Here is a 17,157-nt window from a genome sequence, read left to right as displayed (position 1 = left end):
AACACCTGTCACAAACAGCGAACATATGTAAGCTAAAATAACCGGTGTCGATGACTTTTAAGTCCCAGGTGATTGTATTGGCCCTCAAGCTACTGTAGTCTGCTGCTCTATTGACGTCAGTTCAGACGGACAACGCGAGATCTTACAAGCTACGGGCAAACCGCGGCAGCGTTTGTCCCAATAGATTATTGATGGAACGCCCTAACCAATATGCTCGAGAAGCCTAACCACAAGACGCAGCGCCGGGACTCGCAAACCGCGGCGCGAAAACTCAGCGCCAGTGAATATAGGCACAAGAATGCCACCACGACCCCTGAGATGCGCCAGTTTATCCAGGAGTCGGATCTGCCGGTGAGCCAGCTGGCAAAGGTGCTCAACATCAGCGAAGCCACGGTGCGTAAATGGCGCCGACGCAACTCCATCGAGGACACGCCCAACACCCCCCACCACCTCAACACCACACTGACACCGATGCAGGAATATGTGGTCGTGGGGCTGCGCTACCAGCTGAAGATGCCGCTGGACAGGCTGCTCAAGGTGACCCAGGAGTTTATCAACCCCAATGTGTCCCGCTCCGGCCTCGCCCGCTGCCTCAAACGCTACGGGGTGTCGCGCATCCATAACATCGAGCGCCCCGAGGTGCCGGATCATTACTTCAACCAGCTGCCCATCGCCCAGGGCAGCGACATAGTCACCTATACCCTAAACCCTGAGACCCTGGCCAACACCTTGGCGCTGCCACAGGCAGACGGCGACACAGTGCTGCAGGTGGCCTCGCTCACCCTGCCGCCACAACTGGCGGACGCCGAGCCAAGCTCAGTGCTTTTGGGCATAGATCCCCACAGCGACTGGATCTACTTAGATATCTATCAAGACGGCAATACCCAGGCCACCAAGCGATACATCACCCATCTGCTTCGCCAGGGGCCGTTTCATCTGCGTAAGCTTTTGGTACGCAACTATCACACTTTCTTACAGCGCTTCCCAGGTGCCACCATGGCACAGCTAACATCCGGCGCTGACATACAGACACCTGAGCATCAGGTAGCAAGCGGAGACTCATAATGAGCCAGACCGAAACATCAAAGACGTCAAGCGATCAGCGCCTCAACAAGCGTCTGAAAGATATGCCCATTGCCATCGTTGGCATGGCGAGCATCTTTGCCAACTCACGTTATCTCAACAAATTTTGGGATCTGATCTGCGACAAGATTGACGCCATCACAGAGGTGCCTGACACCCACTGGCAGGTCGACGACTACTACGACAGCGATAAGAGCGCACCGGACAAGAGCTACTGCAAACGCGGCGGCTTCATGCCCGAGGTCAACTTCAACCCTATGGAGTTTGGCCTGCCGCCCAACATCCTAGAGCTGACCGACACCTCACAGCTGTTGTCACTCATCGTCGCCAAAGAGGTACTCGCAGATGCCAAGCTACCCAGCGACTACGACAGAAACAAGATAGGCATCACCCTAGGTGTGGGCGGCGGTCAGAAGATCAGCCACAGCCTCAACGCCAGGCTGCAGTACCCTGTGCTGAAGAAAGTGTTCAAACACAGCGGCATCAGCGACGCCGACAGCGAGATGCTAATCAAGAAGTTTCAGGATCAGTATGTTCACTGGGAGGAGAATTCCTTCCCCGGCTCGCTTGGCAATGTGATCGCCGGACGTATCGCCAACCGCTTCGACTTAGGCGGCATGAACTGCGTCGTCGACGCCGCCTGCGCCGGCTCGCTGGCAGCCATGCGCATGGCCCTGAGTGAACTGGTGGACGGCCGCGCCGAGATGATGATCACCGGCGGTGTCTGTACCGACAACTCCCCCTCCATGTACATGAGCTTCTCCAAGACGCCGGCCTTCACTACCAACGAGACGGTGCAGCCCTTCGATGTCGACTCCAAGGGGATGATGATAGGCGAAGGCATAGGCATGGTGGCGCTGAAGCGTTTGGAAGATGCCGAGCGCGATGGCGATCGCATCTATTCGGTGATCAAGGGCGTAGGCGCCTCGTCAGACGGTAAGTTCAAGTCTATCTATGCGCCGCGCCCCGAAGGCCAGGCCAAGGCGCTCAAGCGCGCCTACGACGACGCCGGATTTGCCCCCCACACCCTGGGGCTAATGGAGGCCCACGGCACAGGCACGGCCGCCGGTGACGTGGCCGAGTTTAACGGCCTCAAGTCTGTCTTCAGCGAGGGCTGCGAGACGACCCAGCATATCGCCCTGGGCTCGGTAAAATCGCAAATCGGCCATACCAAGTCGACCGCAGGTACGGCCGGGCTTATCAAGGCGGCGCTGGCGCTGCACCACAAGGTGTTGCCACCCACCATCAATGTGGACCAGCCCAATCCTAAGCTGGATATCGCCAACTCGCCTTTCTACCTCAATACCGAGACGCGGCCCTGGCTACCACGCCCAGACGGCACGCCGCGCCGCGCCGGCATCAGCTCATTCGGCTTTGGCGGCACCAACTTCCACTTCGTGCTCGAAGAGTATCAGAGTGACCACGGCCGGGATCAAGGCGAGCTCACCCGTTTCCGCCAGCGCGCCGTGCCTCAGAGTCTGCTGCTGAGCGCCGCCGACAAGGCTGGGCTTATCGCCACCATTAATCAGCTCATTGCAGACTCAGATAAACAATCCCTCGACGCCTTGGCCGCTCAACATCCGATGCGCGTACTGGACGCCGGTGCGCCGCGTCTTGGCCTGGTGGTCAGCGACACAGACAGCCTCAAGACGCAGCTTAATCAGGCGCTCAGCCGCCTGGAAGCGGGCGATGAGGCCCACTGGTCGCTGCCCGGCGGCGTGCACTATCGCAGTGCCAGTCTGGATAATGCCAAGGTGGCCGCGCTGTTTGCTGGCCAGGGTGCCCAGTACCTCAACATGGGCCGCGAGCTAAGCTGTCACTTCCCCGAGATGCGTGCTCAGTTTGTGCTGGCCGACAAGGTCTTTGCCGCCAAGGGTAAGACGCCCTTGTCGCAGCTGGTCTATCCCCTGCCTGTCTTCAACCAGGCAGACCGTCAGGCCCAAGAGGCCTTGCTGACCAATACCGCCAATGCCCAGAGCGCCATCGGCGCCATCTCCATGGGGCAATACTCCCTGCTCAAGCAAGCCGGCTTCACGCCCGACATGGTGGCAGGCCACAGCTTTGGAGAACTCAGCGCCCTGTGCGCCGCCGGGGTGATCAGCCTCGAAGACTACTACCAGCTGACATTCGAGCGCGGCGATGCCATGGCCAGCCCAAGTGCCGAGGGTGCCGATCGCGGTACCATGTATGCCATCATCACCAAGTCGAGCGAGGATATCACCCGCCTCGAGGCCACCCTTGAAGCCTTCGACGGCGTCAAGGTCGCCAACTACAACGCCCCAACCCAGCTGGTGATCGCAGGCCCGACAGATGCCACTACTCAGGCGGCCAAGGCCCTTAGCGAGCTAGGCTTCAAGGCGATCGCCCTGCCGGTATCCGGCGCCTTCCACACACCATTGGTTGGCCACGCCCAGGCACCGTTTGCCGAGGCGATCGACAAGGTGAAATTTGCCAAGCCGGCGCTACCTGTGTATGCCAATGCCAGCGGTGCTCGCTACGCCAATGTCGCCAAGACCATCAAGAGTGAGTTTAAGCAGCATATGCTGCAATCGGTGCGCTTTAGCGAGCAGCTAGCGGCCATGTATGAAGACGGCGCGCGCATCTTCGTCGAATTCGGCCCGAAGAATATTCTGCAGAAACTGGTGGAGAACACCCTTAGCGACAAGCTAGATACCCTGTGCACCATCAGCCTCAACCCTAGTCCTAAGGGCGATAGCGACCTGCAACTTCGCCAGGGTGCCATGCAGCTTGCCGTCTGCGGCATCACATTGGATGAGGTGGACCCCTACCGCGCCGAGGCGGCCCAGGCCGAGCCTGTCTCCCCCATGAATATTACGCTCAACGCGACCAACTACATCAGCCCGGCGACCCTAGCAAAGATGGAAAAATCCCTTAATACGGGCACCATCACGCCACAGACCCGAGTGCAAGAGAAGATAGTGGAAGTTGAAAAACTGGTCGAAGTCGAAAAAGTCGTCGAAAAAATTGTAGAAGTAGAGAATACAGTGGAAAAACCGATCCCCGCAGCCCCAGCGCCACAGGCCAATGACTCTCATGACTCAGTCATCAATACACCTGCCACCCAGCCGCTACAGACAGCAGCAAGCGGAGATGCCCTTACGGCACTGTTCGCCGCCCAGCAACAGACGGCGCAGCTGCACCAGCAGTTCCTGACCATACCTCAGCAGTATGGCGAGACGGTCACCCAACTGATGACGGCACAGGCACAGATGGCCGCCGCCGGGGTCGCGATTCCTGAGAGCCTGCAGCGTTCCCTGGAGCTGTTCCACCAACATCAGGCGCAGACGCTACAGAGCCATACTCAATTCCTTGAGATGCAGGCCCAGAGCAACCAAAGCGCCCTGCAACTGATGGGACAAGCGCCCGCAGTGCACGGCGCGCCGCTAACGACACCTGCTGTGGCACCTCAGCCTATGCCGGTACAAAAGCCGGTACAAGCGCCTGTCACCCAGCCGGCTGCTCAAGCGACTCCCCAAGCAACTCAGGCACCTGTGGTTCAACCAACACTTGTTCAAACACCAGAGCTTAAAACGCCAGTGGTACAACCCGCCATGGTACCGTCGGCAATAGTGCCAACAGCAGAGGTTCAGGCATCAAAGCAAGAGATGCCGAGCCAGCCTACCGCGGATTCAGCCAATGCAGATGCTATCAAGCAGACCATGCTGACAGTGGTCGCCGATAAGACGGGTTATCCCACCGAGATGCTGTCGCTAGAGATGGATATGGAGGCCGATCTCGGCATCGATTCCATCAAGCGCGTAGAGATCTTAGGCACAGTGCAGGATGAGCTGCCGGGTCTGCCGGAACTCAGCCCGGAAGATCTGGCCGAGTGCCGCACCCTGGGTGAAATTGTTGCCTATATGAACAGCAAGCTACCGGCTGCGGGCGCTGTGACCAGTCAAGAAACGACAGGCTTATCATCTGAGTTAGTGCAACAGACCATGCTGACCGTGGTCGCCGACAAGACAGGTTATCCTACCGAGATGCTGTCACTAGAGATGGATATGGAGGCCGATCTCGGCATCGATTCCATCAAGCGCGTCGAGATCTTAGGCACGGTGCAGGATGAGCTGCCGAGCCTGCCGGAGCTCAGCCCTGAGGATTTGGCCGAGTGCCGCACCCTGGGTGAGATCGTTGACTATATGAACAGTAAACTGTCCGCCGCGGGCGCTATGAACAGCCAACAAGCCGCAGGCGCTGTTGCTACCCCAGAGGTTCAAAACACTGCTACTTCCGGTTCATCTTCGACAGAAGTGCAGCAAACCATGCTCGCCGTGGTGGCGGACAAGACGGGTTATCCAACCGAGATGCTGTCACTGGAGATGGATATGGAGGCCGATCTCGGAATCGATTCCATCAAGCGGGTGGAGATCTTAGGCACGGTGCAGGATGAGCTGCCGGGTCTGCCCGACCTCAGCCCTGAGGATCTGGCCGAATGCCGCACCCTGGGTGAAATTGTTGCCTATATGAACAGCAAGCTACCGGCTGCGGGCGCTGTGACCAGTCAAGAAACGACTACCGCTAGTGCTCAGTCAGCATCTGGCTTGTCATCGACACAAGTCCAAGAAACCATGCTCGCCGTGGTCGCCGACAAGACAGGCTACCCAACCGAGATGCTGTCGCTAGAGATGGACATGGAGGCCGACCTAGGTATCGATTCCATCAAGCGGGTGGAGATCTTGGGCACGGTGCAGGACGAGCTGCCGGGTCTGCCCGAGCTGAGCCCTGAGGATCTGGCCGAATGCCGCACCCTGGGTGAGATCGTCAGCTATATGAACAGCAAGCTACCAGCCGCAGGCGCTACTCAACAACCCGCCGCAGGCGCTATAGCCACTGAAGCTCAAAGCGCAGCAGCAGGCTTATCATCTGAATTAGTACAGCAGACCATGCTGGCCGTGGTCGCCGACAAGACAGGCTACCCAACCGAGATGCTGTCGCTAGAGATGGACATGGAGGCCGATCTCGGTATCGACTCCATCAAGCGGGTGGAGATCTTGGGCACGGTGCAGGATGAGTTACCGGGACTACCGGATCTCAACCCGGAAGATCTGGCCGAGTGCCGCACCCTGGGTGAGATCGTCTGCTATATGAACAGTAAACTGTCCGCCGCAGGCGCTCCTGTTCAACAAGCCGCCGCGGGCGCTTTGGCAGAAACGACGGGCAACCAGGAGGAGAGCGCCACAGTTACTCAGGTGCAAGCAATCTCCGCCGAGCCACTGGTCGAGTTGCCACCTCACAGCGAGGTCGCGCTAAAAAAGCTTGAAGCGGCGAAACCTGATGCCGAGGGTTTCGCCGCCAATGCTACCCTGGTGATCCAAGACGATGGTCACAACGCCGGGGTGCTGGCCGAGAAACTCAGCAACAAGGGACTCAAGGTCGTGGTTGTGCGCCTGCCAGAAGGCCAGCCTCAGTCACCACTGAGCAGCGCCATCGCCACCTGGCAGCCAGAAGGGCTGGCCGAGCAAGATGTGGTGCAGGCGATAAACGAAATTACCGCCAACCACGGTGCCATAGCAGGTTTTGTTCACCTGCAACCTCAGCAGGAGGTCAACGCCGTCTCTGGGCTACAACTGACCGAAGCAGGCTTTAACCACCTGAGCTCGGCGTTTCTCTGGGCTAAACACCTGCAGGCGCCACTGAGCGCTCAGACGGGTCGTCGCTGCTTTATCACCGTCAGCCGTATCGACGGTGGCTTTGGCTACCTGGATGTTAAGCAACTGGCCAAGAGCGAACTCAATCAGGCCGCGCTTTCGGGTCTCACCAAGACCCTGAGCCATGAGTGGCCAGGCATCTTCTGCCGCGCCCTGGATCTCGCGCCAAACATGAGCGCGGCGCAGCTGGGCGATGCCCTACTGGCTGAGTTACAAGATAGCGACACAGCCATGAATGAAGTCGGCATTAGCCTAGATGCCGATGGCGAGCTGTGCCGCCATCGGCTGCAGCCGGGTGAAGCGGCGATAAAAACCGCAGAATCCCAGCTAGATGGCTCAGATAAAATACTGGTGACCGGGGGCGCAAAAGGCGTGACCTTTGAATGCGCCCTGGCACTGGCCAAACGTTGCCAGTCACACTTTATCCTGGCTGGTCGCAGCGAACATATCGCCAACAAGGAGCTGCCGGATTGGGCACAGGGCAAGGCGATCGACGAGCTAAAACAAGCCGCTATCGCCCACCTGCTCGCCAGCGGCGACAAGCCGACCCCTAAACAGGTCGACGCCCTCATCTGGCCGGTAAAGAGCAGCCTTGAGATCCAGGCCGCCCTCAACGCCTTCGAGGCGGTGGGTGCCTCGGCGGAATATCTGGCGATGGATGTCAGCAAGGCTGAGGCGATCGAGCAGGCCCTCGGCGCCATCAATCAGCTAACGCCGATCACAGGACTAATCCATGGTGCGGGAGTTCTGGCCGATAAACACATACAAGACAAAACCTTAGATGAGCTTGCACGAGTCTACGGCACTAAGGTCGCCGGGCTTAAGGCGCTGCTGAGCGTGATCGAGCCCGCCCAGCTCAAGTTGGTAGCCCTCTTCTCCTCGGCGGCCGGTTTCTATGGCAACACGGGTCAGAGCGACTATGCCATGGCCAACGAGATCCTTAACAAGGCGGCGCTGCAACTGACTCAGTTAAACCAGCAGACCAAGGTAATGAGCTTTAACTGGGGCCCTTGGGATGGCGGCATGGTCAATCCTGCGCTGAAGAAGATGTTTGTCGAGCGCGGCGTCTATGTGATCCCTCTGCAGGCCGGTGCCGAGCTGTTTGCCACCCAGCTACTGTGCGACAGCGGCCTGCAACTGCTGATCGGCAGCGACATGCAGGGTAACTCTCAATCCGGCCCAAGCAGTCAAAATGACCAAGGCAAGACGCAAGCAGATGAGGCCAGCTCAGTAAAAAAGCCTGATGCGGATGAGGTGCACGCCGCACAGCATCCGCTGCCGCCTGTCACCTTAACACGCCAGTTAACGCCCGCGACCATGGCCTTTGTCTCAGACCATGTGATCGGCGGTAACCCGGTATTACCGACGGTTTGTGCTATCCAATGGATGCGTGAAGTCGCTCGGGCGCACATTGGCGCCCCGGTAAAGGTGCGCAGCTATAAGCTGCTCAAAGGCATTATTTTCGACACCGAAGCGCCGCAAAACATAGTGCTTACTCTAACCCCTGAATATACAGGCGATAGCCTGACGGCCATTCAGGCCTCAATAAGCAGCGAGGGACGACCGCAGTACCAGGCGAGCCTTTGTTTGATGGATAGCGAGGACAGCTCGGCGCCAATCAAGGCCTTCGAGGGGCTGTACAATGGCGAGGCGGTGACCGATGCCAGCACGCTCTACAGTGACGGCACCCTGTTTCATGGACCAAGACTGCAGGGATTGGATAAGGTTGTGAGGTTCGATGAGCAGGGGCTTATCGCCTCTGTTAGCCTGCCCCAGGTGCGCGAAGCAGACTGCGGCGAGTTTGTACCTAGCCTAAGCAGCGCAGGCTGTCAGCCTTTTGCCGAGGATCTCTTGCTCCAAGCCATGTTGGTCTGGGCAAGGCTCAGCTATGGGGCGGCCAGCTTGCCATCGGCCATCGACGAGTTCATCAGTGTGCAGCCGATGCACGGCGGAGAAACTGGCTATATCGAGCTGAATGTGGTCAAGAGCAATCGCAGAAGCCTGACGGCCAATGTGGCGCTTTACCATAAAGATGGCCGCCTGAGCGCCCTGATAAAAGGGGCCAGGATCACCATCAGCTCAACCCTCAATGCTGCCTTCGTGCCACACGGCGCGCGCGGTGAAACGGCCAACGAGGAGGCGACGCAGTGACCCAGGAGTTTGGCCAAAAGGTAAGCAATGCTAGCGCTATCGGTGAAGGCGCTACCCCACTGCGGGTAGCCCTCTTGCTGTTGCCAAAAGATGCCGCCTTGCCCGATACCTTAGCCAATCAGCCAGTTCGAGAGCTGCATGTTGACCAAACCGAGGCTGAGCTTACAGAGAATAAGCTGGCTCAGACGCTAGAGCAGGCAGTGAGCTGGGTCGCCACAGGCGATCTGGTTTGCCTGCAAGGCGCCCAGCAAACATTACTGCTGATGCCAGCGCTCAAGGCGGCGCAGCACACGCTACACCCTCATGCCCACCTGGCGGCACTGCAATATGGTCAAAGCCAGAGCAGTGCACTGCAAGGCGCACTGGCACGGGCCAAACGCCAACCGGATAGTGTTCAATGCAGAACGCATATCGATGATATGAACAAGGGCTTCGACGCCTTATGCCGCCTGATCTCTGATATTGCCCAGCGTACCATTAGGCGTTCAGATACTCGGCGCCACTACTGGTTTACCAAGCCCTATCAGGGACGGGTCGCGGCCATGACCCTATCTGCTGGCGAATCGCAAGCAGGCGCCGCGACGAGTCAACTGGCGCTCATCTTGACCCAGGGCACGGGCCGGCTCAAGGCGCGCTCCCTGCTCTCGGCGCACCAGCTGTTTTTCCTCATCCCAGGTAGCAGCGAGGCCGCCCTCAATCAGGGGCTGTGGGCCTTGGCCGCCGCGCTGGACAGACACGGCAAAGACGACCAACAGGCTAGTCAGCCCCATGATCAGGAAATTGCCCTCATCGAGATGATGCAGGCTAACTTAGAAGCCTTCGCTACGACAGCGCCTACACGCTTCGTCATCAGCCTGCAGGCGACGAGTATCGACGCCCTGAAGCAAGAGATCAGCGCCATGAGCGAGGCACTGACAAGCGTCTGCAAGGAGAAGGGCGAGTATCGCACCCCATCGGGCAGCTACTTCAGCGCCGCGCCACTGGGCCAGACCAAACTGGCCTTCGTCTACCCGGGTGTCGGCACCATCTACCCTGACATGCTAAGCGAGCTGCACAGCTACTTCCCCGCCCTGTTTACCCGCCTGCAACAGCAGGGGGATCTCAAGGCCATGCTACAGGCCGACCTCGTCTACGGCGGCGATGACAGCATTTGTCAGCAGATGCCCCTGAGCAATATGGCAATCGCCGGCGTCGGCGCCAGCTATCTGCTGACCAAGTTGCTGATGGATGAGTTTGCGGTGCAGCCACAGTTTGCCCTAGGGTATTCCATGGGCGAGGCAGCCATGTGGGCCAGCCTGGATGTCTGGCAGGCGCCCCATCAACTGATTGACAAGACACTCAAGGATCCCCTGTTTACCCAGGAGATCTCGGGCCCGCTCGAGGCGGTGCGCCAAGCCTGGCAACTCTCTGACAACGAGAGCATAGAGTGGAACAGCTTCCTGGTGCGCTGTCCCGCCGAGCAAATCAGCGCATTGCTGGAGCGCTATCCCAGGGCCTATCTGACAATCACCCAGGGTGATACTTGTGTGATCGCCGGTTGTCAGCATAGCTGCGAGGCGCTGCTCAAGGAGCTCAACAAACGCGGTATCCCAGCCAACCGGGTCACGGCCATGCACACGCCGCCAGCCGAGCCGCTCGCCCCCAAGGTCGCCGCCTTCTATCGCCAGGCATTGCTACCGGGCGCGGCAAACCATGAGATTAAATTTATCAGCGCCGCGAACCTGGCTCGCCCGCAAGAGCAAGAACACGACCAGGCGCTCAACCAGCATAAGCCCCTGAGCAGCGAAAGCATTGCCGAGTCGATAGCCCAAACCTTCTGCCACCGACTGGATTTCGGCGCGCTTATTCAAAGCGCCAGCCGTCAGGGCGCCGCCCTGTTTGTCGAGGTGGGCGCGGACAGGCAAAACTGCACCCTGATCGACAAGATATTAAAAGGCAGCGACGCCCCCCATGTGAGCGTGCCGGTCAATGCCAAGGGCACCAGCGATATCACTACCCTGCTAAAGGCACTGGGTCAGTTGATCAGCCACAGGGTGCCCGTCAGCCTCACAGTGCTGCAACTTGGGCTTAAACGCCAGCTTGACCTATTGCTGCAAACAAAGGTGCAGCAAGCTAATACACAAGCCAAAACGCATGGTGACACACCCCATGCCGCTCCCCCATTTCAAGAGGATGCTTAATGCCTTCACACCAAGCGCCTTCTCCTAAGGCAAGCAACGCGGCAGATAACCGCGGCAAGATAGCTATAGTGGGTCTGGCCAATCTCTATCCCGATGCCAAGACTCCCAAGCAGTTCTGGCAAAACCTGCTGGATAAGCGTGACTCGCGCTCACAGCTGAGCGATCAGAAGCTCGGCGCGCGCCTAGACGACTATCGCGGCAAGCAGGGCGAGGCCGACCGCTTCTACTGCGATAAGGGCGGCTATATTCAGGATTTCCATTTCAATGCCTACGGCTACCAGCTCCCCCCCGAGCAGCTGCAAGGACTAGACGACAGCCTCTTGTGGGCGCTGGACACCAGCCGCAATGCCCTGCTCGATGCCGGTATCGCCCTGGACTCGCCCCTGCTGTCTCGCACCGGCATCATCATGGGCACCCTCTCATTTCCGACGGCTAAATCGAACGAGCTGTTTCTGCCCCTCTATCATAAGGCGGTAGAGAAGGCGCTGAGCGAGAAGCTGGCCTGCCCAGACTTCCACCTGAGCCCCTTCAAGGAGCATAATGGCAGCCATAGTCTGGACTGCGCCAACGGCGCTATCGCCCACAACGCCTCCAAGCTTGTGGCCGACGCCCTCGGGCTGGGCCGGGTGTCATTAAGCCTGGACGCCGCCTGCGCAAGCTCCGTCTATTCCCTCAAGCTGGCCTGCGACTATCTCAGTAGCGGCAAGGCAGATCTCATGTTGGCGGGCGCCGTGTCTGGCGCCGATCCCTTCTTCATCAACATGGGCTTCTCCATCTTCCACGCCTACCCAGAGCATGGCTTCTCCGCGCCCTTCGATAGCAACACCAAGGGGCTGTTTGCCGGCGAGGGCGCCGGGGTATTGGCACTGAAACGCCTGGAAGATGCCGAGCGCGATGGCGATAAGATCTATGCCCTGATCGGCGGCATTGGCCTGTCGAACGACGGCAAGGGCCAGTTTGTGCTGAGCCCCAACAGCAAGGGCCAGGTCAAGGCCTTCGAACGCGCCTACCACCACGGCGGTGTAGCACCTAAGCAGATAGAGGTGATCGAATGTCACGCCACAGGTACGCCCCTCGGGGACAAGGTGGAGTTGGCCTCCATGGAGCAGTTCTTCGCACCTCAACTCGAGGGGGAGAAGGCGCCGCTCATCGGCTCGGCCAAGTCTAATCTTGGCCACCTGCTGACCGCCGCCGGCATGCCTGGGATCATGAAGATGATCTTTGCCATGAACCATGGCCTGCTGCCACCGAGCATCAACCTAAGGGAGGCCATCGCCTCGCCAAATGGTCTGTTTGGCGCCCACACCCTGCCAAGGGAAGTCACCCCCTGGCCGATCAAGGTCGATAATCGGGCGCGTTTAGCTGGAGTCTCGGTATTTGGCTTCGGAGGCTGTAATGCCCACCTCTTGCTGGAATCCTATGATCAGGCCTCCAGCCAAGGAAAAACCCATGACCAGGCGACAGGCCAGACCACAGCTATAAAATCGTTAGTTAATGAGCCAGAAGCCAGTGAAGCTAAGCCCTCACAGCCTAAGCTGATGATCAGCGGCCTCGCGGCCCACTTCGGTCCGCTGAGCGACATTCATCTCCTGGATGCCTGCCTCAAAGAGGGGCGCGATCCCGCAATTACCCTACCGCCCAAACGCTGGAAGGGATTGGAGAAACACCCAGAGCTGCTGGCGCAGTTCGGGCTCAATCACGTGCCTCAAGGGGCTTATGTGGACAGCTTCGAGCTGGACTTCCTGCGCTTTAAGCTGCCACCTAACGAAGATGATCGCCTCATCGGCCAGCAGCTGATGCTGATGAAGGTCACCGACGAGGCGATTTGCGACGCCGGGCTGCGAGCCGGGCAGAAGGTCGCCGTTCTGGTGGCCATGGAGACAGAGCTGGAACTGCATCAGTTCCGCGGCCGGGTCAACCTGCACACTCAGCTCAAACAGAGCCTGGATGCCATGGGCGCCAGCCTGAGCGACAGCCAGTATCGCGAGCTCGAGGCCCTCACCATGGACAGCGTCCTCGACGCCGCCAAGCTCAACCAGTACACCAGCTTCATCGGCAACATCATGGCCTCGCGCATCGCCGCCCTGTGGGACTTCAGCGGCCCGGCCTTCACCATCTCCGCCGGTGAGCAGTCTGTGGCCCGGGCCATGGACGTCGCCGAGAATATGATGCAGCAGGAACACCTGGACGCCGTGGTGATCGCCGCCGTGGATCTCTGTGGCAGCCTGGAGCAGGTGATATTGAAAAACGCCATCGCCCCCGTGGCCGGCCCGGCACATCCCGATGGCTGGCGACTGGCAGAGGGCGCCGGTGCCCTGGTGCTGGAAAACCAGGCGAGCCTTACCGGACGCGGGGCCAAGAGCTATGGCCAGATAGCCGGGCTGCATTTCGGCGCCCAGCAACAGCTTGCGCGGCTTGGCGATCAGCTGCTGAGCCAGAGCATCAAAGCGCAAAACAAAAGCGGCACCGCGGCAGAGCAGGTCACCTTGGTGGATGTTTGCGCCGCGCCGGGCAGCCAGCACGGCGCCCAGGCACTGTCGACCATGTTGCCGCTGCCAGCAGCCAAGGCGGTTCAGAGCACGCAGCGACTGGGCCATAGCTTTGCCGCCGCCGGCATGAGCAGCCTGCTCGCCACACTGCTGACCTTAACTCATCAAAGATCCAATAAGATGGCCCATGAGGATGCCCAGCAGGCCATCTCGGTCACTTGCAGCGAAGATCAGGCCGCCCTTATTCAGCTGAGCCAGAGTCAGGCTCAGGCCCACGCGCTAAATGCTCGCCTCAATCAGCCCTTGGCGCAAAACGAGCGCCGCCTGATAAAACAGGTCAGCCTGGGGGGGCGGGATCTGGTGGCGCACATCACACAGACGCCGCTGAGCCAGAAGCGCGAGATACAAGCGCAGCTGCAAGACGCTCAAATGAAAGGCAATGGCTTGCAACGAACACCACTAAGAGATCAGCAGCCTCTCAAACTGGTCAGCTACTTGGGCGAGGCCTACGCCGCCTATACAGCTAACGAATCACAACTTGCGCCCGCACATTCGGGCGCAGCAGGTATGACACACACTATGAGCCAAAAGACAGTTCAAGCACCTAGCCTTCAGGCAAGCGCAGGCGATAATGGTACCTTTACCCAGCTTCAGGCTAATCAGGGCCAAGCAGATCAATATCAGGCAAATCAATATCAGGCACAGAATCAGCAGCTGGCGCGTCAGGCCCACCTCGCCTATCTCAAGAGCCGGGAAAGTGGCCTGAAACTCGCCGATAGTCTGCTGAAACAACAGCTGGCGGAGGCGCTGGGACAAAAGCCTGTAGCTAAATCAGCAGCTCAAGCAGCCGCCCATGCAACCGCTAGCACTGCCGCTGAAGCAGCCCAAACGGCGCCACTACAGCCGAAGCACCACCTGGTAGCGCCTTACCGTGCTCCGGTGCCAGCGCACAAGCCCTGCATCTGGGACTATCATGACCTGGTGGAATACGCCGAGGGGGATATCGCCAAGGTATTCGGCCCAGAGTATGCGGCGATCGACGGCTATTCTCGCCGGGTGCGCCTGCCCACCACAGACTACCTGCTGGTATCCCGGGTGACCAAGCTGGACGCCAAGCTGGGCGAATATAAGCCCAGCGCCATGATCACAGAGTACGACATTCCCGTCGATGCCCCCTATCTGGTGGACGGTCAGATCCCCTGGGCGGTAGCGGTAGAATCGGGTCAGTGCGACCTCATGTTGATCAGCTACCTAGGCATCGACCTGGAAAACAAGGGCGAACGTGTCTATCGTCTGCTGGACTGTACCCTCACCTTCTTAGGGGATCTGCCCCGCGGTGGCGATACGTTAAGATATGAGATTAAGATCAACAACTTCGCCCGCAATGGCGATACCCTGCTGTTCTTCTTCTCCTACGAGTGTTTCGTCGGCGACACCATGATCCTCAAGATGGATGGCGGCTGCGCCGGCTTCTTCACCGACGCCGAACTGGCCGACGGCAAAGGGGTGATCCGCACCGAAGAGGAGCTGTTGGCCCGCAGCCGCGCCACCAAGCAGACCTTTAACCCTATCCTAGATTGCCCGCGCACCCAATTCAGCTATGGCGACATCCACAAGCTGCTGTCGGCCGATATCCAAGGCTGTTTCGGTCCCTCACACGCGGGACCTGCTCAACCTTCGCTCTGCTTCGCCTCGGAGAAGTTTTTGATGATCGAAGAGGTCAGCAAAGTTGAGCGAAACGGCGGCGCCTGGGGACTGGGTCTGGTAGAGGGCCACAAGCAGTTGGAGCCAAATCACTGGTATTTCCCTTGCCACTTCAAGGACGATCAGGTGATGGCCGGCTCCCTCATGGCCGAGGGTTGTGGCCAGTTGCTGCAGTTCTACATGCTGCACCTCGGCATGCACACCCAGACCCAAAATGGTCGTTTCCAGCCCTTGGAAAACGCTTCCCAGAAGGTGCGATGTCGCGGCCAGGTGATCCCACAATCGGCCCGCCTCACCTACCGCATGGAGGTGACTGAGATAGGCTTCAGCCCGCGCCCCTACGCCAAGGCGAATATCGATATCTTGCTAAATGGCAAGGTGGTGGTCGACTTCCAAAACCTGGGGGTGATGATCAAAGAGGAATCTGAGTGTACTCGCTATCCTGAGCTGGAAAGCAGCGACACAAGCAGCGCACAGGCTAAGGCCAATCAAGGCGCCTCTTGCAGTGCACCGCAGATGACTAATGCCCCGCTGATGGCTCAAGTACCGGATCTCAACGCCGCACCGAACAAGGGGGTGATCCCGCTGACGCACGTGGAGGCGCCGATCACGCCAGATTACCCGAACCGGGTGCCCGACTCAGTGCCTTTTACGCCCTATCACCTGTTCGAATTCGCCACCGGCGATATCGAGAAGTGCTTCGGCCCTGAGTTCGCCATCTATCGCGGCATGATCCCGCCGCGCACTCCCTGCGGTGACTTGCAGCTCACCACCCGGGTGATAGAGGTCAATGGCCAGCGCGGCGATTTCAAGCGCCCTGCTAGCTGTATCGCCGAGTATGAGGTACCAAGCAACGCCTGGTATTTCGATGCCAACAGCCATCAGGCGCTGATGCCCTACTCTGTGATGATGGAGATAGCCCTGCAGCCAAACGGCTTCATCTCGGGCTACATGGGCACCACCCTCGGCTTCCCTGGTCTCGAGCTCTTCTTCCGCAACTTAGACGGTAGTGGCGAACTGCTGCGTAAGGTGGATCTGCGGGGCAAGACGATCGTCAACGACTCGCGCCTGCTCTCTACTGTGATGGCGGGCACCAATATCATTCAAAGCTTCAGCTTCGAGCTAAGCACAGATGGCGAGCCCTTCTATCGCGGCACAGCTGTGTTTGGTTACTTCAAGGCCGAGGCGCTCAAAGATCAGCTAGGGCTGGATAACGGCAAGACGACGCAACCCTGGCATCAGGCCAAGGGAATCGCGCCGGACATCCGGGTCGATCTGCTGGACAAGAGCGGGCGCCACTTCAACGCACCGGCGGGCCAGCCACACTATCGTCTGGCAGGTGGTCAGCTTAACTTCATCGACAGCGTCGAGATCGTCGATGACGGCGGCAGCCACGGCCTGGGCTACCTCTACGCCGAGCGCACCATAGATCCCAGCGACTGGTTCTTCCAGTTCCACTTCCATCAGGATCCTGTGATGCCCGGCTCATTAGGCGTTGAAGCCATCATAGAAACCATGCAGACTTATGCCATCAGCAAAGACTTGGGCGCCGGGTTTACTAACCCCAAATTTGGCCAGATCCTCTCCAACATCAAGTGGAAGTATCGCGGCCAGATCAACCCGCTCAACAAACAGATGTCGATGGATGTGAGCATCACCTCGATCAGAGAGGAAACGGGTAAGCTGGTGATAACCGGCGATGCCAGCCTGAGTAAGGATGGCCTGCGGATCTACGAGGTCAGCGATATCGCCATCTGCATCGAAGAAGCCTAAGCACAGATACAGATGTAGACAGCGCGATAAACACACATAGTTAGAACAACATAAGAAAATCGGTCGATACGGGTCATGCCTTATAAAACAGGCATGTTCCCGGAT

At 58.9% G+C, this 17,157-nt stretch carries 4 protein-coding genes; all 4 read left to right on the top strand.

What is annotated here, in order from left to right; translation table 11 throughout:
- The first annotated feature begins 210 nt into the window (after positions 1-210).
- From GNT65_RS06065 to GNT65_RS06050, 4 genes are read left to right on the top strand one after another with little or no spacing between them, the layout of a single operon-like run.
- Positions 211-1,065: a helix-turn-helix domain-containing protein gene (locus tag GNT65_RS06065; protein WP_160794393.1), complete on the top strand. Its 855-nt coding sequence runs from the start codon at positions 211-213 to the stop codon at positions 1,063-1,065.
- Entirely contained in the window at positions 1,065-8,906 is a 7,842-nt protein-coding gene (locus tag GNT65_RS06060) for a type I polyketide synthase (RefSeq protein ID WP_160794392.1), read from the top strand. The genes GNT65_RS06065 and GNT65_RS06060 overlap by 1 nt, the downstream gene beginning before the upstream one ends.
- Entirely contained in the window at positions 8,903-11,086 is a 2,184-nt protein-coding gene (locus tag GNT65_RS06055) for a PfaB family protein (RefSeq protein WP_160794391.1), read from the top strand. The genes GNT65_RS06060 and GNT65_RS06055 overlap by 4 nt, the downstream gene beginning before the upstream one ends.
- On the top strand, positions 11,086-17,052 hold the full coding sequence (locus GNT65_RS06050) for a hotdog fold thioesterase (RefSeq protein WP_160794390.1): 5,967 nt from the start codon (positions 11,086-11,088) through the stop codon (positions 17,050-17,052). Before GNT65_RS06055 ends, GNT65_RS06050 begins: the two co-directional genes overlap by 1 nt.
- Positions 17,053-17,157: the final 105 nt, after the last annotated feature.

The organism is Shewanella insulae, assembly GCF_009831655.1.
Lineage (GTDB): Bacteria > Pseudomonadota > Gammaproteobacteria > Enterobacterales > Shewanellaceae > Shewanella > Shewanella insulae.
Note: the sequence above shows the minus strand (reverse complement) of the source record. Positions and strands in the feature narration are given on the sequence as shown.